Raw genomic sequence first — 25,790 nt, 5'->3', positions numbered from 1 at the left:
TAGGCAGGGTGCCCTTGATCGGGCTCTGGGCGAGGAAAACCTCAAGCGACGCCGATCCGATGACGAAACCTCATCACAAGCGATATCGAATCAGGAGGACAGGATGGCTCGTCGTATCTGGCGTCACCGCCAAGCATCCTCTTCTACGTCATCCGGGGGCAGAGAAATTACCCACGAGCAGGCGATCAACATCGAGCGGATGGTCGAGGGTGTTGGGCAAACTGGGCTGTTGGTCGTCGAGGCCGCCACCAAGGTCGAGGCGATCGCGACCAACATGGGAACCCAGGTAGAGCTGTTCAAAGACCTCACCGTTGGGGCTCGTGACCTGCGTGATGGCAATCGATCCCTCTCCGACGACGCAGACACGGCAGCCGATGCAACCAGGAAGATGAACCAGGAGCTTGCCCAGTCAAGGGACGAGATGGCGGCTTCACTTTCTGAGGTGAACTACATGATCAGCTGGGTTGCCAGCACCAGCAACCAGCTCGAGACCCTTCAACAAGAGATGGAAGATGTCGGGCGCATCGCCCATCACATCGACTCCATCGCTCAGCAGACCCACGTGCTCGCACTCAATGCCCACATCGAGGCGGCACGGGCCGGAACCGGAGCGACCGGATTCACCGTGATCGCCAACGCGATTCGAGATCTCGCCGACCAGGCCATCGATGCCGCGGCCTCCATCTCCAACACCCTTGATCCTTTGATCGAATCGGTCAACGAACTTGGTGGAACCACCAAGAGCGCTCGACGTGGAGCCGAGCGCGCCCGTGGAGCCATTGACACCGTCGCTGGCTCCCTCGAGCGCTCCCAGCGCGAAGGGGCAGTACTCGACCGTCGGGTCGAGGCGATCGCGACGTTTTCACGCACAATCAACGAGAAGGTCGATCTGTTCTCCAACTCGCTCGTGTCTCTGCTCGAAGGTGTCGAACACTCAGAAAACGACCTCACAGCGGCAACCCAAAGCCTCGAGGACCTTATGTTACGTACGAACCTCCTCGTGCAACAAAGCGCCAACGTTGGCGTCGCGACCGCCGATACCCCGATCGTTGCCGAAGTGGTTTCGCGAGCCCACCAAGTGGAGCAGATGTTCGAAGATGCTCTAAATAACGGAGACATCAATATCGAAGAACTCTTCGATGAGGACTACCAAGAAATCCCGAATACCAACCCTCAACAACACCTCACAAGGTTTAGCTCCTTTGTCGACAACACCGTTCAAGACCTGTTGGAGGACTTCCTGGAATTCTCCGATGCCGTCGTCTTCGCCGCAGTTGTTGACCGCAACGGTTACCTGTGCACCCACAACCTCAAATACTCGCATCCACCATCTGGGGATCCAGTCTGGGATACCGGACACTGTCGCAACCACCGCTTCTTTAACGACCCGACCGGGATCAACGCCGCCCGCAGCAGAGATGAATTCCTCTTGCAGACCTACCGACGTGACATGGGGGGCGGAGAACATCGACTGATGAAGGATGCGTCAGCACCGATCTACGTTGCGGGCCTCCACTGGGGCGCCCTGCGGCTTGGGTATGCCCCGCTCGACCCGACCGATCGGGAGCGTCAGGAGATTTCCCAGCGGCGCGCAGCAGCCATGCGACGACCACAAAGTAACCAACAACGAACGGCGACCAGCGACATCCGCGACGAGATCGACGCACTACTCTCGCCCTGGTAACGCCCTCGCAACCCACGGAGCTCGTCAAAGTCGAAATTCACTGAGTATCTAAACGAGCTCGCCATGGAGGAAGTGGGCACCAGCGTCGACGATGCGGGCCTGCACGTAGCTCCCACGAGAGTCCTCGGGATCGATCCCTTTGACATGAACCAGCTTGTTCTGCCGTGTCCGCCCCGAGGCGACCTTCGCATCCCGCTTCGAAGGCCCATCGATGAGGATCTCTTCGACCTTACCGATACGGGCGCGGTGCTTGACGCTAGCCGAACGCTCCGTGACGAGTTTGAGACGCTCGAATCGATCGGCGATCACCGCTGGATCGATAAACCGATCCGTCCAAGCGCCAGCTTCGGTACCGGGGCGCGGAGAATAAATAAAGGTAAAGGCTGAGTCAAACTCGCAACGAGCCACGAGCTCCAGCGTTGCCTCGAACTCATCCTCAGTCTCGCCAGGGAACCCAACGATGATATCCGTTGTCACCGCGAGATCAGGGATGATCGACCGCGCTTCCTGGAGCTTTTCAAAGAAACGCTCAGCCCGGTATCCGCGATGCATCGACGCCAGCACCCGATCGCTACCCGACTGCAATGGGAAGTGCAGACTCTCACACACCGCCGGCGACTCTGCCATCGCAACAAACGTCTCTTGTCGCATATCCTTAGGATGAGGCGAGGTGAACCGGACACGTTGAATACCATCAACATCTCCAACCGCTCGAAGAAGATCACTAAAGAGCGGCCGAATCCGTCGAATCGTATCTGCGACATAGACCTGTCCGGTGAGGAAGGATTCGTTCTGGTTGCCTGTATCCTCACGACGTAGCCGCCGTGTCAGGTCGCGTCCATAGGAGTTGACATTTTGACCGAGCAAGGTAACTTCGCTCACACCCTGATCAGCGAGTTGTCGCACCTCGTCCACAATCGCTTGAAATGGACGGCTGACCTCTGGGCCTCGCACTTGAGGAACGATGCAAAACGCACAGTTGTTGTCGCACCCCGTCTGAATGGTGACCCAGGCTTTGTGTCCTTCGGTGGGTTCGGCGATAAGGTCTGCGAGTGGATCGGATGGGTCACTCGCCTCTCCGACATCGATGACATGACGCTCGTCACGCGTGCGCTCAAGCAGTTCAGCGATGGATCCTAGCGCATGCGTTCCGAGGACGACATCCACGTGCGGAGCCCGATCGAAAATTGCAGCCCCTTCACCTTGAGCCAGACACCCGGCGACCACGATCCGCATGTTTGGTTCGCGAGAGCGACGCTCGCGAAGCATGTTGACCTGACCAAAGAACCGATTATCAGCATTTTCGCGAATCGTACAGGTATTGAATACCACCACATCTGCGGTATCCTCAGTTGGCGCCACCGCCATGCCCTGGCGCCGCAACAACGTCGCGATTCTCTCCGAATCGTTCTCGTTCATCTGACAGCCGAACGTCTTCACATAAAAACTCTTCATTCCCCGACGAGTCTAGCGGTCCCGTCTGGGTCGAAGTGGATGTCCGACGCGTGAGCGACCACGAATGCTACCGGCAAGACAAACCATCACGCAGTTCCCAAGACCCTCCAAATCACGTTGGCCGGGCACGCCGCGACCAGGTCCTGGGACACGCGCCCCAAGGAAGCTCGTTTGGATGGTGACATTGGGATGGTGGGCGCCGATGGGTTCCACCTGAGCGCACCTACAACCAGCGCGGTCAACACGGACGAGTACCCTCATGCCCGAAAAGCACCTGGGGCGTTCTCTAACAAAGGGAGCGCCCCACCCACACGAGCATCAAAGATACGCCGTTCATTGGTACCAGCCGTGTTGGCCCGTAACGTGCTGTCGCCTTGGTCGCTCGATGCCGGTTGGCACTAAGCACATGGCCTAACTCACCCGCCATAACCGCATCAATCTCGATCACCAAAACGATCGGTCACAAGGGCGCCCTATCTCAACAGCGCTGTGTCACCGACGTCAGGCGCGTCACGAGGTACTAACTCGAAGTCTCGGAGAATGCCTCTTCGTCATCGGCTGGGATCATGCCATGGGTCAAGCCATCGACCACGGTGCCACTGACCTTCTCACGGATCTTCTGATCGAGCTCGGCCATCAACTGTGGATTCGCAGCCAAAAACGTCTTGACATTCTCTCGACCCTGACCGAGCTGCTCACCCTCGTAGGTGTACCAGGAGCCCGACTTCTTGATCAGGCCCAACTCGACACCGACATCAAGAATCGATCCTTCACGAGAGATCCCCTGGCCGTACATGATGTCGAACTCAGCCTGCCGAAACGGTGGTGCGCACTTATTCTTCACGACCTTAACCCTGGTGCGAGAACCCACCATCTCGGTGCCGTCCTTGATGATCTCGACCTTTCGAATATCGAGTCGTACCGAGGCATAGAACTTCAGTGCTCGCCCACCAGGCGTCACCTCGGGAGATCCATACATCACGCCGATCTTCTCACGCAGCTGGTTGATGAAGATAGCGAGCGTATTGGTGTGATTCAGGTTCGCGGTCAAACGACGCATCGCCTGGGACATCAGGCGTGCCTGCAGGCCCACATGCGCGTCTCCAATATCACCCTCGATCTCGGCACGTGGTGTCAGTGCTGCCACCGAGTCAACTACGACGACGTCGATCGAACCAGAGCGAATGAGGACATCACAGATCTCAAGCGCCTGCTCTCCATAATCCGGTTGTGAGATCAACAGCGAATCGATATCGACCCCAATCGCCTGGGCATACACCGGATCCAAGGCGTGCTCGGCATCGATGTAGGCGCAATTGCCGCCAATACGCTGCGCCTCTGCGACCACGTGCATCGCAAGGGTCGACTTTCCGGAGCTCTCCGGACCAAAGACCTCGACCACTCGACCTCGAGGAAGACCGCCAACCCCAAGTGCAAGATCAAGCGCCATCGCACCCGTCGACACTGACTCGATGGCCATCTGGGGCGCTTCACCCATGCGCATGATCGAACCCTTACCAAATTGCTTCTCAATTTGGGTGATCGCTATGTCTAGTGCTTTATCCCGTTCCACCATTCCTCCTCGTAAACTCCTTACCATAGACTAGATCGACGCTCTGACAATTAGTACATTTGATCGTATATAGGAACACCAATACTTCATTCCCCTGAGGGAACCATACAACCGACCATCGACGGCGGCCCTTTTAAGGTTGACCCAACCAACCGACTCACGCCGCAGATCTAATCGATGCCAGCCGGAAGCCTCCAACAGTGATCCACCCCATGACTCATTGGGTGTGTGCTTCATGGGGTGTGCGATCTATCGGAGTGGATACAGAAACACCAACGTCCACACCTGAGTGAGCCACCACCCCCTGGCGCATCCAAGCGTCTCCGAGAATACGTGGCCGATCGTGGCCCAACGAGACAGAGCCCTGGGCTGTCGTACCTGTTGTACTCGCGTCGCGGGAGGTGAAGGTGTCGGTACCATCGGGAGTCAAGCGGAACTTTTCCATAACCGCGTCCAAAGAAATGGTGTTACTTACGGTCAAACCCACGAGAGGAGCCCTCAAGGGTGAGCCGCAGGAGATCGAGCGCGGTCGCCGTTGCATAGGTGCGAATTCGCTCACGATCGCCGAGAAGCTGAACCCCACGAGCGGCCGAGTGACCGCGATAACTCATACCGATCCACACTGTACCGACAGCTTGACCCTCGAGGGTATCTGGGCCAGCAACACCAGTGGTGGCGAGGCCAACATCGCTCTTGAGCAACCGAGCAACCCCGTCAGCCATCGAACACGCCGCCTCCTCGGAGACGACGAGCGGGGTGTTCACACCCAGCACTCGCTCCTTCACAAGACGAGCATAACTGACTACTCCACCCTGGAGCCAGGCCGATGCCCCTGGAACCCGTGCCAGTTGCGCCGCGACCATGCCAGCCGTCAGCGACTCAGCGGTGGCGATGGTCAATGCGTGCTTGGTCAGCAGCCGCGCAGCAACGATCTCCAGCGTCTCATCGTCAACCCCGAAGATGTAATCTCCTAAAAGCTGGCGAGCCCGTTGCTCTTCGTCATCCAAGAGGCCGATAACCTCAGCCTCGTCACTTCCAGCACCGGTAAAACGCACCTTGACACCCTCGATTCCCGAGGCCAGGAAGGCGATCGTTACATTTGATCCTTCGAGTGCATCGAAGCGAGGTGCCATCCGTTCGGCAAGGGTAGACTCTCCCAAGCCCCAGGTGCGCAAGACTCGAGAGCGAATCACCGTGGTATCGCGACGCCTAGCACGAAGCTCTGCGAGCACCTCGTTAGCCATCATGTCATCGAGCTCATACGGCACGCCTGGCAACGCAATGATGACCTTATCACCTACCGGGACGATCAGCCCAGGAGCTGTCCCCTTACGCTGAGGAATAATGGTCGCACCTTGGGGCACCATGGCCTGTCGGTAGTTATTTGCCGACATCGGGCGTCCCCGGGCGGCGAAAAGCCCTTCGATGACCGCGCGCACGCCCGGATCCTCGATGAGCTCGCGCCCACTGACCTCGGCAATCGCCTCGCGGGTGATATCATCCTGGGTCGGTCCAAGACCGCCGCTGGTGATGACGGCATCTGCGTCGGCCAGCGCCAACGTAAGTGCCGCTACAATCCGTTCGTGATTATCTCCGACTTTTAGCTGCAGGTGTGATGAAAAGCCATTCGCGGCGAGTGTCTGGCCGATGCGTGCAGAGTTCGAATCGATGATCTGCCCCAGCAGCAACTCCGTACCGATTGCAACGACCGAGACCTCCAAGAGACGCTACGCCTTGATGCTCTTGGAGTCGAAGAAGTATTGCACCGCACTCACCAGTGCGAGCGTGACCGCAATCCATGCCCCGATGTTGATCAGCGTGTGATCGTGCTGGCCAATCGCGGGGATCAACGCAAACCCAATCACAAGAATCTGCACCAGCATCTTGAGCTTGCCAGGAATCCGGGCCGGGAGACTCTTGCCCGCCGCCAACACCTGGGTCCGATAGATCGAGACTACGATTTCGCGCAGACCCATGATGACAATTGGCAAGCCATTGATGCGATGCATGACAAAGAGCGCACCAAAAGCGGCAAAGACGAGAATCTTGTCAGCGAGTGGATCAAGAAAAGCACCTGAGCGCGTAACCCCTTGACGGCGCGCGATGTAGCCATCAGCGCTGTCAGAAATCGCCAGTCCCGACCAGAGCCAGAACGGTACGATCGAGGACGGGGAGGATATCAAGAGCGCCACCAGCACCGGCGCAAAACAAATCCGCAACACCGTGATGGCATTGGCGGGAGTTGCTATGGCGCTAGGACCATAAATGACGCGCTGCGGAGTAGACATCTGCTACCAGTTTACTCCCAAAAACAGGGCGAGGTGGCGCATGGATGACTGCATTCTCAGTCATTCCCCCCGATGGTGACGAGCCCTTCAAGGTCGACCGCGAGCATCCGTACCGCGAAGCCAAGCCCACTCGCTTGCATCGCTTCGATCACGCGATGATAGACCTGATCAACACCATCGACATCGGTAAAGCCAACACAGATGGTGCCAGCACCGGACCACGAGGCCCCGATGCAGCCGGCCTCGAGCAGCATCGCAATCAGCTGCTTGGAGGCTGGAAAGGCCGCTGACCGCGCCTCCTGATGCAGCCGATCTTCAAAAAGGACTGCGGCCAAGTCTTCGACATGGGCCAACGATGACGCCAAGAGAACCGCATGCGAGAGATTAAATACTGCGTCATCGAACGAGACCGTCCGAGGTAACAGCCGTCGGGCTGCCTCAGTGGTCAACCGATCCGGCGGAACGATCACGATGAGCCTGAGCAGCGGATCGACGGCTAATCGACGAATGATGGGGCCCTGGGGCCCAATCAAGGCTGCAACCCCGCCTCCGTAGTAGGAGGCAGCGACGTTTTCGGGATGGCTCTCAAAATCCAACGCAACGCCAAGTGGGTCAGGGTGTCCCAGAGCTGCCGCCACCCCCAGGGTAACAGCGGCCGAAGAGCCGAGCCCTCGGGCTAGTGGAATCTCAGAGTCGATCACCAAACCCACGCGATCGTGACCGAGCACCTCCATGACCAGCTGATAGATCAGATGGTTTCCGGTAACCACCTCGCTGGCGCCCTCGCCAAGTAGTTCAACATGAAAGCTATCGGATGCATACGCACGTGCCGTCAGAAAGAGCGGAACCGCCAATGCAAGCGTGTCAAACCCAGGACCTAGATTCGCTGACGAGCCTGGCACCCGGACGCTCTTGAATCCCATCGCTCACATCTCCTGTCTTGGGTTTGACTCGTTCTTGTGGTCGGCCGACCCCAGTTGGGCTTGACCTGTCGGCCTCATCCTAGAAGTGTGTCAGCCTCCACACGATCGATGGGTGTGCGACGGCGTTGGCGACCTTCAATGGGACTATCTTAAGCTGCTCGCCAACCGTCAGCGTCGCGGTGCCGACTTTGGCTCCGGCGCGCAGTCCGTAAACGGATTTTGCCAGCGTGGGGGTGAATGACTCCGACAACCCAGGCCAACCGACCTCGGTCACCGTCTCGGTTGCAATCACCGGGTCAGCCTTGGAGCCAGGAACATCGAGATATCCAACTACTTGCCCCTTGCGCAGCACGGTTAGCTCGCGAGGGATCGTCTGGAGCGACTTGGCCAGCGTCTCACCGTCGTGCAACGCGTTGATCAATGGCTGAACGCCACCTACATCGAGAATCGTGCCAAGCCCCAACAGATTCGACTGACCCAGCTTGATCTGGGTCGCCATGGCAAAGCTGCCGGTGAGAATGGAACCAGTCTTGGCTCCCACGATGTTGTCATGACCAAGGGCGTAGTTAACGTTGTAAACCGTCCCAGCAACCGGCAGGGTAGCCTGCTCCATTGAGGCGATGTTGGCCAGCACCGGGTTCGCCATGAATAGGGCCTCAATCTTGAGCTGATCACGGGGGATCGAAAGTGTAGACGGCGTTACTCCACTGGGATCCCCGTAGTGGGTATGGTGCAGACCTAGGCTGGTGGCGTAGTTGTTCATCTCAGTGACAAAGCGAGAGACTGAACCGGCATCCCAATTGGCGAGCACGGTTGCGATATTGTCAGCCGACGGAATCAACAGCAGTTCGAGCAGCTGCTGCTCGGAGAGGACCTCACCCTCCTTGATGGCGCCAACCGAGTCATTGGCATTCTTGTCATTGACGTAAATCTGGTAATCCTTCGCGGTCATCGTCAGCTTGGGTCCACTCTCTCCCAGTGACAGCGGGTGTGCCTTGAGCGTTAAGAGGGCGGTCGTCATCTTGGTCACCGACGCGATCTCGGTCTCATGGAGATCGCCATGCTGCCCCAGCGAACCGACACCCATAATCTCAGCGGCCGCCTCAGCGTGGGCGGGCCACGCGATGGTCGGTGGCGTCCCTGGTATGGTCGATGATGACGCGAGTGTCGCCGTATAGGTCGGGTTCGGAACACCGCGGACCAACTGAACCACCGAGCCCAACGCCAGGATGAGAATCAAGACCAGCACGCCAACCAGAAGGCGCCGAGCAAGCATGGTTGAATTGCCTCCTGAGTAACTGCGACGGCTACCGCCTTTGGTCGATACCCACTGATCACCGCGCGCCATGCACATCCTCCAATTTCTCACCCGAGTACGCGACTTGTCCGTACCTGTCAAGCCACACATCATAACCGCCACGGACTTCATTTTCGTGAAAGTTCCATGAATCCCGAGGGCCATGATAATGACACTTTTTTAACTACTGTTGAGCATGCAGCATCCCACCACGGACACCTTTGCACGCATCACGTTCTCACCATCGTTACAGTGGCCACTGACATCGTTAGCCACGTCTGGGCGACCTATCGAGCTCGACTCAGATGTCGAGCTCCTCAAGCTCCTCAGGGGTCACGAGAACCTGACGCTGCTTAGACCCATCAGCTGGGCCCACAATACCGCGATCCTCGAGAAGATCCATCAAACGCCCGGCCCGAGCGAAGCCGACCTTGAGTCTACGCTGTAACATCGATGTTGATCCAGCACCAGTATCGACGATGAGGTGTGCCGCGGCCGAGAACAACGGGTCAACCTCGGTAGCCAAGTCACCCTTTGGCCGACCAGCATCCTCGACCTTGTCGAGCTCTTCAAGATAGCTCGGCGTCCCTTGGCGCCGCCAATGCCCGACGATAGCGGCCACCTCTTGCTCTGACACCCACGGTGCCTGCAGGCGTCTGGGCTGTGACGAGGTCGCCGTCACCATCAAGAGGTCGCCCTTGCCGATTAGCTTCTCCGCCCCCAACTGATCGAGAATAACCCTCGAGTCCGTTTGTGAGGCCACGGCGAACGCGATGCGCGAGGGGACATTGGTCTTGATCACGCCAGTGATCACATCCACCGACGGTCGTTGCGTCGCAATCACCAGATGGACTCCAACCGCCCGGGCCTTTTGTGCAATCCGACAGATCGAGTCCTCAACGTCCCGCGGTGCCGCCATCATGAGATCGTTGAGCTCATCGATCACTACCAAGATGTAGGGCAACTCCTCCGGTGGACCCTCGTCAGGATCGTCCGCGCCATTGGATAGGGCCAACAGATCACGATAGCCGACGATATCTCGTACCCCCCAGTGGGCAAGGATGTCATAGCGACGCTCCATCTCCTCAACCGCCCAGTTGAGCGCGTGCGCCGCCTTTTTAGGATCCACCACCACGCTGGTCAGCAGATGCGGCAAGGCGTTGTACTGGGAGAGTTCAACGCGCTTGGGATCGACTAGGATGAGCCGTAGCTCTTGGGGCGTGTTTCTCATCAGCAAGCTGGTGAGCAGCGAGTTGATCAGCGATGACTTACCCGACCCGGTCGAACCCGCCACCAACACGTGGGGCATCGCCGCGATGTCAAAGACAGCAGCGGTTCCGGAGATATCACGACCAAGCGGCACATCAAGAACCTTCGTTGCCCGCTCCATCTGAGGACTTGCGAGCACATCGCCAAGGGTGACAACCTCACGCACCCGATTCGGTACCTCCACCCCGATGGCACTCTTGCCAGGAATTGGGGCAAGAATACGCACGTCGGTCGCTGCCATCGCATACGCGATGTCTCGTTGGAGCGCAAGCACACGAGCCACCTTGACGCCCTCTGCGAGTTCGAGCTCATAACGCGTCACCGTGGGACCGACCGTCATATGTGCCACCTTGACGGAGACACCGTGTGACCCAAGCGCGGTCTCGAGGACGCGTCCTCGTCGCTCAAGGTCGGCACGATCGATCTTGGCTCGACTCCCCCGCTTTAAGAGCGAAGGTGACGGTAGCCTCCATTGACCATCATCATGTCTGGATCGTTGCGTCGGCGTCCCCAACTCCTGGAGGAGCCCCGCCTCCTCGAGCGATGAGCCCCCGACATCGGGCTCCGCCGGTGAACCTTGGACGGGTCCGGCTTCACCGACATGTGCAGCGTTCGACCCCGTCTCGGGCGAGACGCTCCCTTCAACGGGAGCTTGATCGCCACGCCGCTTGCCACGTCGTCCCCGTGGTTCGGGGCGGCGTACGGCTCCGACCACCGCATCGTCACCAACCGCCGCCAACTCTTGGCCATCCACGGTCACAACTGGCTGGGTCGCTCTCGCCGCTGGATCGGATTGAGACCGCGTCCCAAGACGTTGCACCAACCAGTTCATGGACTCGCGTGGTCGAAGACCCACGAGCCCGAGTACGCAGACCAATGCGATCACGACCAAGACGATGGTGCCACCAACCGAGCCCGCCACCCGGGTGACGCCGTATCCCACAAGGTTTCCCACGATCCCGCCGAACGTTGGGCCAGGGAGCACCAGATGTGATCGGCTACCAACCTCGACGGCACCGTCGATGGAGGCGATGGAGGCGACAAGTACCCCAGCAATCACCAGCGCATGTCGGGGTAATCGTGTGTATTTCACCACAACCCCACCCCCAACAAACGCGGCCACGACGTAGGCCACGAAGGCGGTTACCCCCACCACGTCACGACCAAGGTCGAACAGGGCCCTCCCAAGTCCGCCAAAGAGGCCACTGTAGGCGACGATGCCGAGAAGAATGCCACCGACGCACCAAAGAAGACCAGTCGCCTCTCTGGACCAGTGCACTTGGGTGCCGGAGCGAACCGCACGTCGTTGCGAGGCTCCTGTCTTCCCCGCTTGGGACGCCTTCTTGGCTGGGACTGACTTGTTGGCTGGCCCAGGAGCTTTCTTAGCTGGTGCCGGCTTAGGTGCGCGAGACGTCGCCATCTACACCTCGATGACGAGCGGAACCACCAGTGGCCGACGCTTGGTTTGCTCGCGAATATAGCGTCCAACCCTCCGTCTCAACTGGTCCTTCAGGTGGCTCACTCCCTGGTCGGCATTTGATCCGCCAATGGTGCCAGACACGACGTCTCGAATGGCAAGCAAAAGACCCTCTTCACGTTCGTCATGGACCCAACCAAACGAGAAGATCTCGGGCTCGCCGACGAGCTTTCGCCCCTCAGACATGGTCAACGCTGCGACGACAATGCCATCAGCCGAGAGGCTGCGTCGATCCCGCAACACACTGGCGTTAATATCCCCGACCTGCCCATCAACATAGAGATAGTCGCCGGAGCCCGACACCCCACGAGCGATACCCCCGCCGCTCAGCAGCACCTCGTCGCCATCACCGCAGATCAGCGCCTGTCCGCGCAAGGCTCCCGACTCATTCGCCAGCCGATGGTGCGCAGCCAAGTGGCGATACTCGCCATGCACCGGCACGAAGAACTCCGGGCGCACCAAGGTGAGAAGCAACGAAAGCTCATCTTGGCGAGCATGCCCCGAGGAGTGAACCCGTCGCACCGACGGATAGATCGCTCGTGCCCCAAGACGTGCAAGCTGGTTGATGACGCGATAGACTGCCGACTCGTTACCCGGAATAGTGTCCGACGAGAACACGACGGTATCACGCTCCCCAATCGTAAACCACGGGTCCTTGTCAAAGGCCAGACGATGAAGTGCAGAGGAGTGCTCCCCTTGCGAGCCCGTCGCAACCACACACACCGATGCCGGATCATAATCATCGATCGCCTCGGCGTCGATGACACCATCGAGAAGGCCTTCGGGAAAGAGTCCGAGTTGGGATGCGAGTTTCGTGTTTCGCTGCAGCGACCGCCCGATCAGACAAACCGTCCTATTGGCCGCCCGAGCTGTGGTGAGGATCTGCTGGATGCGATGCAGATGTGAGGCAAAACACACCACCGTAAGGCGTCGACCCTCATTCTCTTGGAAGACCTCGCCAAGGGTAGCCCCCACTGAGCTCTCAGAGTTTGAAGCTCCAGGCTCATCGGCATTCGTGGAGTCAGACAGCAGCAGTCGAACTCCCTGCGCCCCAAGCGCCGCCATCCGATCCAAGCCGAAGGCCCGCGAGTCAACCGGCGTTCGATCGATCTTGAAGTCGCCGGTGTGCAGAATCAGACCCTGGTCGGTCGAGACCGCCACCGCGGTTGCTCCTGGGATCGAGTGGGTGACCGGTATAAACTCCACCGTAAAGGGACCGACCGTCGTCGTTTGGTAGTCTCCTACCTCCCGATAGCTAATGCCGGAGACACCGGACTGTTCGAGACGGGCCCGAGCAAACGCCATCGTGACCGCCGATCCATAGACCGGCATCGGGACCTCACGAAGCAGGTGCGGAAGCGCACCAATGTGATCCTCGTGGCCATGCGTCACGAGAACACCATGCAGATCCAAATCGGCTTCGACTAGGTAGCGATAGTCGGGCAACACGACATCGACGCCGGGCATATCAGCCTTAGGAAACATCACGCCACAGTCGATGACGACCGCGTCACGACCTTGGCTAATGACCAGGGAGTTCCGTCCGATCTCTCCCAACCCACCAAGGAACCGAACCGAGACAGCTCTCGGCGTTGAAACCCCGTCATGCATGTGCGACACCAATTCCTTCTACAGCCAGGTCGGCCTGCAACCTAGCATAGAGCGCACGAGCCTCATCAAGGAGTTCCGCTGGTGGATCGATCATCGGCAACCGCGTGTGACGCCCACCTACCCCGAGGATCTCGAGCATTGCTTTCGTCGGGATCGGGTTTGGAAACTGTTCAGAGCTCTCGAAGGCATAGCTGGCCAGGAGCGCACGGTTGATACGCCGAGCTTTGGGCAGATCGCCCGCCTGTACCGCCTCGATCAAGGCACGAAAGCCAAGCCCTGCCCAGTGTGAGGCTACCGAAACGATACCAACAGCTCCGAGGCTGAGGAAGGCGAGCAACAACGAGTCATCGCCACAATAGACATCCGCCCTGCCCCCCAACGTGTCGATAAGCACTCCCGCACGCCCGATATCGCCGGACGCGTCTTTGATGGCAACGATATTGTCATGCTTCTCCATCAAAGAGACGAACGTTTCGAGCTCAATTCGACGCCCCGTGCGCACCGGGATATCGTAGAGCATGATGGGGAGTTCTGTCGCCTCAGCGATCGCGGAAAAGTGAGCAACTAGCCCAGCCTGCGGTGGCCGATTGTAATACGGCGTAACCGCCAGGATCCCATCGGCCCCAACCTCAATAGCATCCCTGACCAGCCGTAACGAGTGCGCCGTGTCGTTCGTGGTCGCACCTGCCAACACCGGGCACGCAACAGCGTGGCGCACCAGCTCCCACATACGTCGCCGCTCCGAATCGAGGAGCGTACCCGATTCCCCAGTGGAACCGGTGACGACTAAGGCATCCGATCCATTAGCCACCAACCATCGAGCGAGGTCGCCAACACCCTTCTCATCGATATGGCCATCAGCCGTAAACGGTGTTCCCATCGCTGTCACCACTGCGCCAAACTTCGGCATCATAGTACTTGATGTCATCGGTCGACACCTCCCCTCTCTCAATGAGCAATAGTTGCGGCCAATGTAACCTCTGGCCGCATCAACGGCTCTGTACTCAGTGTCCTAGTCGCTAGTGAGGAACCCATCGATACCAAGCACCAAACCGCCGACCTCGGCCACCCTGGACACCGCCAACAAGACACCTGGCACGAATGACTCTCGATCGTGGGAATCATGACGGATAGTCAACGTCTGGCCAACGGCGCCAAAGACCACTTCATGATGCGCAACAGCTCCACGCAGGCGCAACGAATGGATCCGTACCTCATCTTCGATCACCGACCCACGTGCACCCTCGAGCTTGACGTTGGTGGTCTGATCCCCAAGGAACGGCGTTGCGCTGACCTGACGTCTGGCCGCAAGAATTCTGCGTGCAGTCTCGATAGCGGTGCCGGACGGAGCATCAGCCTTTTGATCATGATGTGATTCGACAATCTCGACGCTGTCGAAATACGGAGCACACAGCGTGGCACACCGCATCATCAGGATCGCACCAATCGAAAAGTTAGACGCTACCACACAACCAACACCGTCAAAGGCTACTCGAAGCTTGGCGATCTCATCCTCGCTAAATCCGGTGGTGCCAACTACCGCCGGGATATGGGCTTCGGCCAACTTGAGGAGATTGTGATACGATGCCCGAGCCTCGGTAAAGTCGATCACCACTTCCGGACTCTCACGTATGAGCGCTTCAACATCTCGACGGGCGATCAAACCAACCGCACTCTTGCCAAGTATCTGTCCGAGATCGATACCCGCAAGCTTTGGATCAACGGCCCCAATGAGCTCGAGCCTCGGATCATCGAGGACCGCCCGACACACCGCCGAGCCGACCTTACCGCCTGCCCCAAGCACTCCGATTCGCATGTCAGACATGCTAGCGGGTCCGGGGTAACGCCCTCGTTCAATACTCCCTGTTCATCTGCGATCGCTGGCAAAGCTTGCCCAAAGCCCGACATCTAGTGTTGCGCAGTCGTGCATGCGTAGCGATTGGCATAGACCGAGTCATGACCAATCTCGATGACTTGCTGGTCCCAACACGTAAGCAACGGCAACCAGCGACGTCGACATCGGCCCACAGACAACTGCCCCAGCACTGCCTTGATGGGTCCAACACATGATTTTCTCACTTCGATCGTGATGTCGCCGCGAACCCTGGCACCGGTCGCGATGGCGTCGCGTCCGTTGTCCTCGAGTTACGAAAGTGCCTCGACATCGGATCGTACCCCTGTTCGCCAACTCGTAGCCAACGAACCAACACGCGACAACCACTGCGATGGCCGCTATCAGCTACGTCACCGAAATCCCCCTAACCCTCGGGCAGACGACGCTCGCGACTATGCACTCCAATAAACGTAAAGGGTCGAACAATAACGAAGGGTGGATCCGCTGGCACGGTCCCACCCAAAGCTATTAATCAGCGGAGAATCACCTAACCCAGATCACCGATCTCACGAGCAAGCTCAGACTCAAAGGTGTCCTCAAAGGAGACGCGGTTACCCACTGGAGGCGCCGCCGGCGCAGGCGATGGCTTACGGTCAGCCCGTGGCTCAGGAGCGCTAGTATTCGGAGCCGCAGCCTCGTCGTCAACAAGCGAGAGTGCGAGTTTGCCGGAGGGATCAATCTCGTCAACCCTCACGCGGACCTCCTGATTGAGCTCCAACACATCCTCAACGCGATCGACACGCCTACCACGTCCAAGCTTGGAGATGTGTACCAGTCCGTCCCGGCCTGGGAGGATGTTGACAAAAGCACCAAACTTGGTGATGCCGACAACCTTCCCCTCGTAGACGGCGCCGAGCGTGGCCTCAGGTGGGTTCAGGATCAACTCGATGCGACGCTGAACCTCCTTGACCATGGCTCCGTCCCGAGAACCGATGACTACCCTGCCGACAATTCCATCATCGTCGACCGAGATGTCACACCCGGTTTCAAGCTGCATCGCATTGATGTTCTTGCCCTTGGGTCCAATGATCTCGCCGATCTTGTCCATCGGGATGTGCATGGTGACGATGCGTGGTGCTGTGGCAGCAACCTCGGCTCGGGGAGCCGAAAGCGTCTGCTCGATCACATCGATAATCTGCATACGGGCCGTGTGCGCCTGCTTGAGCGCCGCGGCCAAAACCTCGGCCGGAATACCGTCGATCTTGGTATCAAGCTGGAGCGCGGTGACAAAATCACGCGTTCCCGCCACCTTAAAGTCCATGTCGCCAAAGGCGTCCTCGGCTCCCAGAATGTCGGTCAAGGTGATGTACTTCCCACCCTCGTAGATGAGACCCATCGCAATACCACCGACGGGGGCCTTGATCGGCACACCCGCATCCATCAGCGAGAGTGTCGAGCCACAAACCGAAGCCATCGAGGTCGAGCCGTTCGAGCTCAAGACCTCAGAGACCAGACGCAGTGCGTAACTGAACTCCTCTTCGCTCGGGACAACCGGCAACAGGGCCCGTTCTGCCAGGAGTCCGTGGCCAATCTCACGACGCTTGGGGCCACGCATAAAGCCAGGCTCACCCGAGGCAAATGGTGGCATGTTGTAATGGTGCATGTAGCGCTTGAACTCATCGACCCCAAGGGTATCGAGCTGCTGGTTCATCCGCGGCATGCCTAACGTGCAAATGTTGAGCACCTGGGTCTCTCCTCGTTGGAAGAGCCCGGAGCCATGGGCGGTTGGGATCAGCCCAACCGCGGCCGAGAGCGGTCGAATGGTCACGGTATCACGACCATCGATTCGAACCCCGTCATTGACGATGCGCTCACGAACCACCTGCTTAAGCAGCGAGCGAAGTGCCGCCTTAATAGCGCCAGCCTGATCCTCAAACCGTGGAGCTAGCTCCTCTTGGACCTCGCTGTTGACGGCCTCGATGGCGCTCGCGCGCTCGGTCTTGTCGGCAATCGCGTTGGCTACGACCAGCTTGGCCCGAGCACTCAGATTGACCGCCTCGGCGATCTCATCGCTATAGTCACGCACCGGTGACCAGACCATCGGCTCACGCGGCGTCGCCTGAGCAATGAGCTCTTGCTGGAGGGCGATCGACTCCGCGATCCAACGCTTGGCCTCAACGAGTCCAGCAGCCACAACCTCTTCGGTCGGGACCGCGCCCTTGGCCTCGTAGGTCTTCCAGGTTGCCTCAGTACCGCCAGCTTCCACCATCATCACCGCCACATCCGAGCCATCGCTCGTCATCCGGCCAGCGACTACGAGCTCAAACGAGCTCTCATCGCCCTCCTGATAGGTCGGGAATGGAATCCACCGACCATCGGCCCCGAGGGCGATCCGGACGGCACCGACTGGACCCCCGAAGGGGATGCCTGACATCATCAACGCTGCTGACGCAGCATTGATCGAGAGCACATCGTGGGGATTGACCAAATCAGCTCCGAGGATCGTCACGACCACATGAACGTCGTTACGAAAGCCATCCGGGAAGCACGGGCGAAGTGGCCGATCGATCAACCGACAGGTCAAAATAGCCTGGTCACTCGCGCGACCCTCGCGACGGAAGAACGAGCCCGGGATCTTACCCGCGGCATACATGCGCTCCTCGACATCGACGGTCAGCGGGAAAAAATCGATGCCGTCCTTGGGTGCCTTGCTGGTTGTTGCCGTGGCGAGAACCATGGTTTCACCGAGACGTGCAACGACGGCTCCATGCGCCTGGGGGGCGAGAAGTCCTGTCTCAAAACGAATAAGGGTATCCATACCCGTGAACTGACGTTCGACACTTATTGCCGACATATTACTCCTTATTTACGATTGCTGGTTCTGTGAGCAAACGCGACTAGCGTCGCAAACCAAGACGGGCAATTAACGTACGGTAGCGCTCAACGTCTTGGTTGCGCAGGTAGTCAAGAAGCCGCCGGCGCCGACCAATCATCATCATCAAACCACGACGGGAGTGGTGGTCGCCCTTGTGCACCTTCAGGTGCTCGGTAAGCTGCGCTATCCGATCGGTGAGTATGGCGACCTGAACCTCTGGGGAACCGGTATCGCCCTCACGGGTCTGATAGCTCGCAATGACCTCTTGCTTCGTCGACATAAATAGTCATTCCTCTTCTAGATCTGGACCCACCAGATTGACGTTTCACTTACGAGTACGGCGACCATCATAGCGGCTGGTCGAAGCTAAGACGGCCAACGCTCGCCGAGTCTTCTCGCCTGGTCAACATCGAGCTCCATCTGTTGGCGAAACATCGCTTCCGAATCAAAGACCTGCTGCTCACGAAGGCGTGCGAGGAAGTAGACCACCATACGTTGCTGGTAGAGATCCCCGTCGTAGCCGATCACGAAGACCTCGAGCAGGCGGACCCCTCCTTCGGGGTAATACATCGGCCGCGTACCCAACGAGATGGCCAGGGGGTAGCGACGTCCGTCGAGCATGGCCATGCCGGCATACACCGCGTCTGGTGGCTTGACATAGTCCTCTTGCACCGACACATTGGCGGTTGGAAAACCGAGTGTGCGTCCCCGTTGATCGCCCGTCACCACGGTCCCCTCCAGGCCGAACGGATGACCAAGCAGCGTGTTGGCCTCTTCGATGCGCCCCTCCCGAACCAAGGTGCGAATCAACGTGGCAGAGATGGGGGTGCTCGCCTGAAGCGACATCGTCACCTCGACCTCCCCTACCGTGATCAACGGCTGTACGTGGACCAAGAATCCACGCTGGCGACCATGATGACCCAACGTCTCAACCGTGCCAGCACCCTTGGCTCCATAGGTAAAGTTCTCACCAACGAAGACCACTTGAGCCCCAAGGGTCACTACTAAAACTTGCTCAACAAAGTCGGTTGGACTTTGGGCAGCGCGCTCGCGATCGAAATGCAGGAGATACAGCACGTCGACGCCCAAGGACTCCAACAGCTGACGTCGAGCGATCGGCCCCATCAACAGGCGAGGCGCACGCTCGGGAGCCAACACCTGCAAGGGATGGCGATCAAAGGTGACAACGACGAGAGGCAGCCCGCGTTCACGAGCCGCTTCGCCCGCCCGTTGAATCAGCTGCAGGTGGCCACGGTGAAAACCATCAAAAGAACCGATGGTGACCACGGAACCAGCGAGTGAGTAGGCAGGCGACGTTGAACTCACTACCTCGATCATGTCGTCCCTTCCGTCGGCACAACTCGTGACGGCACTAGCTTATCGGCCACGACACGATAGATTCCCACGAGCCGCCGGAATTCAGGTTCATCTCCAGTAGCTAAGACGAAAACCCGTTCGTGTGACCCAAGCTCGGCGGGGCATTCGAGCGCATGTCCATTGCGCGCCGCGCCAAGGACCTCGCCATCGACCTCGTAGTGAGCGACGTCAGGAAAAACGAGCGAGAGCGCCAACCGATCCTCGCGATCGATCACCGTCGGATCGCTAGCATAGGCAAGCGTCACTTGGCCGATTGCCTCGCGACGGAGTGAGGCCAGCGTCGCGCCGGTACCGAGCGCCTCTCCAAAATCACGTGCCAAGGACCGAATGTAGGTCCCCGAGGAGCACTCAATGCGCACCTCGACATCGAGAAATGGGCCCGATCGTCGCAGGCTGAGCACATCAAGGGCACCGATGGTCACCTGGCGCGTTGCAAGTGTCACCGCTTCGCCTGCTCGGGCGAGCTCGTAGGCTCTTTTACCCTGCACCTTCAACGCACTAAAAACGGGCGGGAGCTGGGTGATGGTGCCACGCAACGGTTCGAGACAACCTTCGACCGCGTGCACATCGATGGCCGATGGCACCGGTTGAAAGCTTTGAATGGCACCGGTGATGTCGAGGGTATCGGTGCGCAGTCCACAGCGAATAACCCCGTAATAGGTCTTTTCGGCCCCAAGTACAAAAGCAAGGAGCCTTGACCAGGCGCCAACCCCGACGACGAGAAGCCCTGAGGCCAGTGGATCTAAGGTTCCGCTATGGCCGGCTTTGCGAACCCCAAGCGTGCGCTTGGCCACCGTAAGTGCTGCTTGTGAGGTAATGCCAGACGGCTTATCGAGTGCATACAGCCCCCCCGGCTCGAACGACTTCCTAGTCAAGCTGTTGATCGTGGCGCCGGAGGACCGCCTCGATCTCCTCCGAAGCAGCAAGGACGTCGTCGACCACGAACTGGAGCTGCGGGGTGCGCTTCATGCGAACCTGGCGACCGATGGCCCCTTGCAGTTCGATACGATGTTCATCAAGGGCGATCCGTGCGTCTTCACTAAGTGAGGCAAAGAACACCACCGCCGAGCGGAGATCTGGACGCACACGCACGTCGGTGATGGTCAAGAGCGCCGCTCGGTCATCGATATCGCCGATACGCTCAAGCTCCCAGGCGATCACCTCGTGTAGGAGCCGAGAGACCCGATCAACCCGTTCGTAGCCGTGCGAACCCCTCGCAGCCATCGTCGCCCTACTCCCTCGCGAGCTCGCGCAACTCGAAGGTCTCGATCAGGTCGCCAGCGTGGAGATCCTGAAAGTCCGAGAGGCCAACACCGCACTCGAATCCAGCACTCACCTCACGTACATCGTCTTTGAACCTTCTTAGCGATGCGACGGTGCCCTTCCAGAGGATCACGCCATCGCGCAAGAAGCGCACGTGCGACCCGCGGGTGAGGACACCCGAGCGCACGTAACACCCAGCGATCGCACCCACGCGCGGAATCCTGAAGACCTCACGGACCTCAGCCTCTCCGGTCACGACCTCTTCGAACTCGGGCTTGAGCATGCCGATGACGGCAGCCTCGATATCCTCGATCACCTTATAGATGATCTCATAGGTTCGAACCTCGACATGGGCGGCCTCGGCAGCTTCACGTGCCCGACGGTCGGGCCGGACGTTGAACCCGATGATCAACGCATCTGACGCAGCTGCCAACGCGACATCGTTCTCGGTGACGCCACCAACGGCTTTGTGGATGATAGCGAGGCCGACCTCGTCGCGCCCCAACTTCGCAAGCGCATCAGCCAAGGCCTCAAGGCTACCCTGGACGTCAGCCTTCAAGATGATGTTGAGCATCGGCACATCACCCTTTTGGATCTGCTCGAAGAGATCTTCGAGCTTGAGCCCAGAGCTACCGATAGCACGATTGGCATTCGCCGCAAGTCGCAAGCGCTGCTCACGCGACTCAGCGACTTCGCGAGCGCTCGCAATCTCATTGGTCACGCGGAACAGATCGCCGGCGCTCGGTACCTCCGAGAAGCCCAAAACCTGCACCGGCACCGATGGTCCGGCAACATCGACCTTAGCCCCACGATCGTCCACCAAGGCCTTGGCCTTGCCCCATGCCTGTCCGGCCACCATCGAATCGCCGATGCGAAGCGTCCCCGACTGCACTAGGATGGTCGCGACCGGACCTCGGCCAACGTCGAGGTGGCCCTCAAGGACCGTGCCTTTGGCATGCCCCGTTGGGTTGGCCTTCAGCTCAAGCACCTCAGCCAACACGAGCACCTGTTCTAGGAGATCGTCGATGCCGAGACTCTGCAGCGCGGAGATCTCCACCACGATGGTATCGCCACCCCACTTCTCGGGGACGAGGTTGTACTCGGAGAGCTGTTGGAGAACACGGTTCGGATCAGCATCTGCGCGATCGATCTTGTTGAGCGCCACGATGATCGGCACATTGGCCGCCCTAGCATGATCGATGGCCTCAATGGTTTGAGGCATCACGCCATCGTCAGCGGCGACCACCAGAATCACGATGTCGGTGACTCCGGCACCCCTAGCACGCATCGCGGTAAACGCTTCGTGGCCCGGGGTGTCGATGAAGGTGACACTACCCCCTGGCAACTCGACCTGGTAGGCACCGATGTGCTGGGTAATACCCCCGGCCTCCCCAGCGACAACGTTAGCATTGCGGATACGGTCGAGCAGCAAGGTCTTGCCATGGTCGACGTGTCCCATCACGGTCACCACCGGCGGCCGTGGAGCGACCGCATCTTCGTCCTCGGTGTCATCGACATCAAGGTACCTTGCGGCAAGCATCGCCTCCTGTTCCTGGCCGGCATCGACAAGACGGATCTCGGCTCCAAGCTCAGCGGCGTATAACTCGATCATCTCATCGGACAACGACTGCGTCGCCGTCACCATCTCGCCCTGGAGCAGCAGGAACCGAATGAGGTCGCCAGCAGACCGATTGAGCTTTGGCCCAACCTCCTGGGCGGTCGATCCTCGTTCGATGATGACCTCATGATCGGGTACTGGGGCATTCGAAGGAACGTAACTCGATACCGTCGTCGGCTCGAGCTCCTCGTACTCTTTACGCGACACCCGCTTCTTCGACTTTGGTCCGCCTCGGCCTCGACCACGAGGTCCGGGCATTGGCCCACCGGGGCCACGGGTTGGAGCGCCTCGCGCTCCACCGCGAGCCGGAGGACCACCACGGAACCCACCAGACGATGGTCCAGCACCGACACCAGGTCGGGCACCAACCTGATCGCTTCTGGGTGGACGATCCCCGGGTGTTGGTGGACGAGGCGGTCGATCATCCGGTCGCCCTGGCCTTGGGGCTCCTGGTCGTTGACCCTCTCTTAAAGGACGAGCAGGACGACGACCACGTGGGTCCGGCGTCGCCGATGGCCGCGGTGGCGGGGGAATTGGGCGACCTGAAAACGACGTCAACGGCTGTGGCTTACGCGAAGGGGGAGGAGGTATGGGCTGGCCCGACGGCGACACTGGGGCCGACTTAGCACGAGCGGGAGCCACTTGCTCCGCACTCTCACGCGCTACTTTTCCGGCGTTAGCGATCGCAGCGCGCTCCGCCTCTTCACGCTTTGCCGACTCCTCGGCGATGACGGCAGCCAAATCTCGTTTGGTCTCCTCTTCGTGTTTGGGGGCCGTCTCGTGTTTCGCGGCCACCTCGTGTTTGCGAGTCGGTTCCGCGTCCACATCGCGTTGCGACAAAGTTGTGGGCTCGACCGAAGCGCTCTCAACCGTGGCAGCGATAGCGGGGTCAGAACCGGCATCAGTCTTGACAGTCGCGGTCGGACGGTTGGGAGTTGCCTTGGGTGCAGGTTCAGGAGCGGCAACGACCTCATGCGTCTCGGCAGCGGCATCACCGCTACCAGCTCCGTAGATACCAATCCCCTCACGCTGTGCCCGTCTGCGCACACGGTCGGCGTGCGCCTCCTCGATGCTCGAGGAGTGAGACTTGACGTCAATGCCCAGCGCAAGGCACAGATCGAGTGCCTCCTTGTTGGAGAGGTTTAACTCCTTCGCAATCTCATAAACTCGTAACTTCTTAGCCAACGACGAAACCTGACCTCCACTATATCGACCCGACACCCACGTCGTCTGAGTCCTTTTGCTTCCCATATCGCGCCTGCCCTTGGAGGCGCAAGGAGTCCTTCAACCCAGCCAGTCTAGCCGGGGAGATGGGCATCCTCAATGCCTTCGACAAACGCCCACCACGTAACGCCTCTTCGACGCAGCGTGGTGAGTCCAAACAGATCCAGGCACCTCGCCCGGTTGGCTCACCGACGACGACATCGCATCCCCGTCGCGCGACTCGAATCATCGCGGACGTCTCTCGACGCATGCGACAGCCAACACACATGCGCACCACGACCCGCCGATGGCGAGCCGAACTCACTGCTGCGCCGGCTCCTCACCAACGATGCGGGCATCAGCGTCAATCACATCAACCCCTGGTGCCAGACCATCCGCTGCGAGCGCAGCATCGGTATTGGTGACATCATCACCCAATGACCCGGCACTCGATGATTCAGGCTCGTCATCAGCGTCGATACGTTCATCGGCATCGTCCGCATAGGCAGCCTCTCGATCCAAGGCTGCGACCTCGCTCTCGGCTCGCACATCGATGTGTAGCCCGCTGAGGCGCGCGGCAAGCCGAGCATTCTGGCCCTCACGACCGATGGCGAGACTCAGCTGATCGTCACCAACGACGATCAACGCTGCCCCAGCCGACTCGTCGATACGAACTTCGAGCGCATAGGCCGGTTGTATGGCACGCTCTAAATATTCGACCAGATCCTCCGAGAACGGGACGATGTCGAGCTTCTCACCCATCAGTTCATTGGTGACCATGCGCACCCTGGATCCACGTGACCCAACGCAGGCACCAACCGGGTCGACACCATCATCGTTGGACCACACCGCCACCTTCGAGCGGTGTCCAGGCTCACGCGCGATCGCCTTGATCTCGACGACTCCGGAGGCGATCTCCGGTACCTCGAGTTCAAACAACCGCTTAACGAGCCCTGGATGGGTCCGAGATACCACAATTTGTGGCCCCTTCGCCGTCTTGCGAACCTCAACAATGTAGGCCTTGATCCGCTGTCCAATCGAATATCGCTCGTTTGGCGGACACTCAGTGTGCGGCATGATCGCCTCAATTTTGCCCAGGTCCAACAGGGTGAAACGCGTATCCATCTGCGAGATGACACCGGTCACAACGTCACCTTCACGACCCGCATACTCTTCGTACTTGAGATCGCGCTCGGCGTCACGAATCTTTTGAAACATCACCTGTTTGGCCGTCTGCGCCGCGATACGTCCGAAGTCCTTCGGGGTGTCCTCCCACTCGCGAACGACATTGCCATCCTCATCGAGCTCCTGGCCAAAAACCCTGATCTCACCGCTATCTGGGTCGATCTCGACATAAGCCTCATCCGCTGCGCCAGGCATCCGCTTGTAAGCGGCCACCAACGCATTCGCAAGCGACTCAAGCAGCGTCTCAACTGTGAGGCCCTTTTCTCGTGCAATAACCTCGAGAGCATCCATAAAATCCTGGTTGTCACGCGCCATCGACTTGCCTCCTTCCATCTTTCTGTGAGTTGGTCGAACCCCACTCGAATACTGTTTGTGCCTCGCTTACGTCACGCAAGGCATAGGTGTGCGTCTTGGCATCTACCATCACTTCAATCGCTGGCTCGACATCGTCGAGCACCCGAAGTAAACGGCCCTTGACCACCCCATCCGGTCCTCGGAAACGGACGTCGCGCCCAAGCGCCCACTCGAAATGGGCAAGACGAATCAACGGGCGTTCGAGACCCGGACTCGACACCTCAAGGGTGAACTCACCCTCGCCGATAGCCGGTTCATTATCGAGTGCGCCAGAGACGGCCTTCGATGCCTCAGCGATTTCGTCGAGAGAGGGGGCAGAAGCATCGAAATGTTCAAGCCTCAGATCCAAGACCTTCGCTCGCCAGTTAGCAGAAAGCACCCGTAGGCCCATTGGAGCAACCACTGGGTCGAGGAGGTCGGTAAGCGCTTGACTGTTCAACATCGCTCCTCGGCTCACCTTTCGATCGAATTACCCTCAGTTCGAATAAAAAACGTGGGCTCACG

The 25,790-nt window shown here is 59.2% G+C and carries 20 protein-coding genes; 1 reads left to right on the top strand and 19 read right to left on the bottom strand.

Going from position 1 to position 25,790, the window contains the following annotated elements; all coding sequences use genetic code 11:
* Positions 1-103 precede the first annotated feature (103 nt).
* Positions 104-1,684 (top strand): methyl-accepting chemotaxis protein, encoded by a 1,581-nt coding sequence (locus MP439_03090; protein MCI2975045.1) that lies wholly within the window; start codon positions 104-106, stop codon positions 1,682-1,684.
* Positions 1,685-1,732: 48 nt separating this feature from the next.
* On the opposite strand, the gene MP439_03085 is transcribed toward MP439_03090, so the two are convergent.
* From MP439_03085 to MP439_02995, 19 genes are all read right to left on the bottom strand, one after another.
* Positions 1,733-3,103: a MiaB/RimO family radical SAM methylthiotransferase gene (locus tag MP439_03085; GenBank protein ID MCI2975044.1), complete on the bottom strand. Its 1,371-nt coding sequence runs from the start codon at positions 3,101-3,103 to the stop codon at positions 1,733-1,735.
* A gap of 556 nt (positions 3,104-3,659) precedes the next feature.
* On the bottom strand, positions 3,660-4,715 hold the full coding sequence (recA, locus tag MP439_03080; protein MCI2975043.1) for a recombinase RecA: 1,056 nt from the start codon (positions 4,713-4,715) through the stop codon (positions 3,660-3,662).
* A gap of 464 nt (positions 4,716-5,179) precedes the next feature.
* Entirely contained in the window at positions 5,180-6,433 is a 1,254-nt protein-coding gene (locus MP439_03075; protein MCI2975042.1) for a competence/damage-inducible protein A, read from the bottom strand.
* Positions 6,434-6,439: 6 nt separating this feature from the next.
* Complete coding sequence (locus MP439_03070) at positions 6,440-7,000, bottom strand: CDP-alcohol phosphatidyltransferase family protein (GenBank protein MCI2975041.1); 561 nt, start codon at positions 6,998-7,000, stop codon at positions 6,440-6,442.
* 56 nt (positions 7,001-7,056) lie between these two features.
* Positions 7,057-7,923 carry a homoserine kinase gene (locus tag MP439_03065; GenBank protein ID MCI2975040.1) on the bottom strand — a complete coding sequence of 289 codons (867 nt, stop codon included), beginning with the start codon at positions 7,921-7,923 and terminating at the stop codon, positions 7,057-7,059.
* A 79-nt stretch (positions 7,924-8,002) separates the two neighbouring features.
* Positions 8,003-9,271, bottom strand: a complete 1,269-nt coding sequence (locus tag MP439_03060; protein MCI2975039.1) for a hypothetical protein — start codon at positions 9,269-9,271, stop codon at positions 8,003-8,005.
* Positions 9,272-9,521: 250 nt separating this feature from the next.
* A complete protein-coding gene (locus MP439_03055) occupies positions 9,522-11,909 on the bottom strand; it encodes a DNA translocase FtsK (GenBank protein MCI2975038.1) in 2,388 nt (795 codons plus the stop codon).
* A complete protein-coding gene (locus MP439_03050; protein MCI2975037.1) occupies positions 11,910-13,577 on the bottom strand; it encodes a ribonuclease J in 1,668 nt (555 codons plus the stop codon).
* The gene (gene dapA / locus MP439_03045) at positions 13,570-14,505 is read right to left on the bottom strand and encodes a 4-hydroxy-tetrahydrodipicolinate synthase (GenBank protein MCI2975036.1); all 936 of its coding nucleotides are present in this window, start codon (positions 14,503-14,505) and stop codon (positions 13,570-13,572) included. The genes MP439_03050 and dapA overlap by 8 nt, the downstream gene beginning before the upstream one ends.
* A gap of 84 nt (positions 14,506-14,589) precedes the next feature.
* On the bottom strand, positions 14,590-15,393 hold the full coding sequence (gene dapB / locus MP439_03040; protein MCI2975035.1) for a 4-hydroxy-tetrahydrodipicolinate reductase: 804 nt from the start codon (positions 15,391-15,393) through the stop codon (positions 14,590-14,592).
* Positions 15,394-15,958: 565 nt separating this feature from the next.
* The gene (locus MP439_03035) at positions 15,959-18,265 is read right to left on the bottom strand and encodes a polyribonucleotide nucleotidyltransferase (GenBank protein ID MCI2975034.1); all 2,307 of its coding nucleotides are present in this window, start codon (positions 18,263-18,265) and stop codon (positions 15,959-15,961) included.
* A 43-nt stretch (positions 18,266-18,308) separates the two neighbouring features.
* Positions 18,309-18,566: a 30S ribosomal protein S15 gene (rpsO, locus tag MP439_03030; protein ID MCI2975033.1), complete on the bottom strand. Its 258-nt coding sequence runs from the start codon at positions 18,564-18,566 to the stop codon at positions 18,309-18,311.
* Between the two features lie 86 nt (positions 18,567-18,652).
* Entirely contained in the window at positions 18,653-19,624 is a 972-nt protein-coding gene (gene ribF, locus MP439_03025) for a riboflavin biosynthesis protein RibF (protein MCI2975032.1), read from the bottom strand.
* Positions 19,621-20,538 (bottom strand): tRNA pseudouridine(55) synthase TruB, encoded by a 918-nt coding sequence (truB, locus tag MP439_03020; GenBank protein MCI2975031.1) that lies wholly within the window; start codon positions 20,536-20,538, stop codon positions 19,621-19,623. The genes ribF and truB overlap by 4 nt, the downstream gene beginning before the upstream one ends.
* Positions 20,531-20,887, bottom strand: coding sequence for a ribosome-binding factor A (locus MP439_03015; GenBank protein ID MCI2975030.1), 357 nt, complete (start codon positions 20,885-20,887; stop codon positions 20,531-20,533). Before MP439_03015 ends, truB begins: the two co-directional genes overlap by 8 nt.
* 7 nt (positions 20,888-20,894) lie before the next feature.
* Positions 20,895-23,729: a translation initiation factor IF-2 gene (gene infB / locus MP439_03010; GenBank protein MCI2975029.1), complete on the bottom strand. Its 2,835-nt coding sequence runs from the start codon at positions 23,727-23,729 to the stop codon at positions 20,895-20,897.
* A 19-nt stretch (positions 23,730-23,748) separates the two neighbouring features.
* Positions 23,749-24,018: a YlxR family protein gene (locus tag MP439_03005; protein MCI2975028.1), complete on the bottom strand. Its 270-nt coding sequence runs from the start codon at positions 24,016-24,018 to the stop codon at positions 23,749-23,751.
* 50 nt (positions 24,019-24,068) lie between these two features.
* Complete coding sequence (gene nusA / locus MP439_03000) at positions 24,069-25,247, bottom strand: transcription termination factor NusA (protein MCI2975027.1); 1,179 nt, start codon at positions 25,245-25,247, stop codon at positions 24,069-24,071.
* Positions 25,237-25,728 (bottom strand): hypothetical protein, encoded by a 492-nt coding sequence (locus tag MP439_02995; protein ID MCI2975026.1) that lies wholly within the window; start codon positions 25,726-25,728, stop codon positions 25,237-25,239. The genes nusA and MP439_02995 overlap by 11 nt, the downstream gene beginning before the upstream one ends.
* Positions 25,729-25,790 lie beyond the last annotated feature (62 nt).

This window comes from Ferrimicrobium sp., from assembly GCA_022690815.1.
Taxonomy (GTDB): domain Bacteria; phylum Actinomycetota; class Acidimicrobiia; order Acidimicrobiales; family Acidimicrobiaceae; genus Ferrimicrobium.
This window is presented reverse-complemented; position numbering and strand designations above follow the sequence as displayed.

What these genes read in the sequence shown, in the direction of transcription:
- MP439_03090 (MCI2975045.1), top strand. Translation starts at nt 104, where the DNA reads ATGGCTCGTCGTATCTGGCGTCACCGCCAAGCATCCTCTTCTACGTCA.
- MP439_03085 (MCI2975044.1), bottom strand. Translation starts at nt 3,103, where the DNA reads ATGAACGAGAACGATTCGGAGAGAATCGCGACGTTGTTGCGGCGCCAG.
- recA (MCI2975043.1), bottom strand. Translation starts at nt 4,715, where the DNA reads ATGGTGGAACGGGATAAAGCACTAGACATAGCGATCACCCAAATTGAG.
- MP439_03070 (MCI2975041.1), bottom strand. Translation starts at nt 7,000, where the DNA reads ATGTCTACTCCGCAGCGCGTCATTTATGGTCCTAGCGCCATAGCAACT.
- MP439_03065 (MCI2975040.1), bottom strand. Translation starts at nt 7,923, where the DNA reads ATGGGATTCAAGAGCGTCCGGGTGCCAGGCTCGTCAGCGAATCTAGGT.
- MP439_03060 (MCI2975039.1), bottom strand. Translation starts at nt 9,271, where the DNA reads ATGGCGCGCGGTGATCAGTGGGTATCGACCAAAGGCGGTAGCCGTCGC.
- MP439_03055 (MCI2975038.1), bottom strand. Translation starts at nt 11,909, where the DNA reads ATGGCGACGTCTCGCGCACCTAAGCCGGCACCAGCTAAGAAAGCTCCT.
- MP439_03050 (MCI2975037.1), bottom strand. Translation starts at nt 13,577, where the DNA reads ATGCATGACGGGGTTTCAACGCCGAGAGCTGTCTCGGTTCGGTTCCTT.
- dapA (MCI2975036.1), bottom strand. Translation starts at nt 14,505, where the DNA reads ATGACATCAAGTACTATGATGCCGAAGTTTGGCGCAGTGGTGACAGCG.
- dapB (MCI2975035.1), bottom strand. Translation starts at nt 15,393, where the DNA reads ATGCGAATCGGAGTGCTTGGGGCAGGCGGTAAGGTCGGCTCGGCGGTG.
- MP439_03035 (MCI2975034.1), bottom strand. Translation starts at nt 18,265, where the DNA reads ATGTCGGCAATAAGTGTCGAACGTCAGTTCACGGGTATGGATACCCTT.
- rpsO (MCI2975033.1), bottom strand. Translation starts at nt 18,566, where the DNA reads ATGTCGACGAAGCAAGAGGTCATTGCGAGCTATCAGACCCGTGAGGGC.
- ribF (MCI2975032.1), bottom strand. Translation starts at nt 19,624, where the DNA reads ATGATCGAGGTAGTGAGTTCAACGTCGCCTGCCTACTCACTCGCTGGT.
- MP439_03015 (MCI2975030.1), bottom strand. Translation starts at nt 20,887, where the DNA reads ATGGCTGCGAGGGGTTCGCACGGCTACGAACGGGTTGATCGGGTCTCT.
- MP439_03005 (MCI2975028.1), bottom strand. Translation starts at nt 24,018, where the DNA reads ATGCGTCGAGAGACGTCCGCGATGATTCGAGTCGCGCGACGGGGATGC.
- nusA (MCI2975027.1), bottom strand. Translation starts at nt 25,247, where the DNA reads ATGGCGCGTGACAACCAGGATTTTATGGATGCTCTCGAGGTTATTGCA.
- MP439_02995 (MCI2975026.1), bottom strand. Translation starts at nt 25,728, where the DNA reads ATGTTGAACAGTCAAGCGCTTACCGACCTCCTCGACCCAGTGGTTGCT.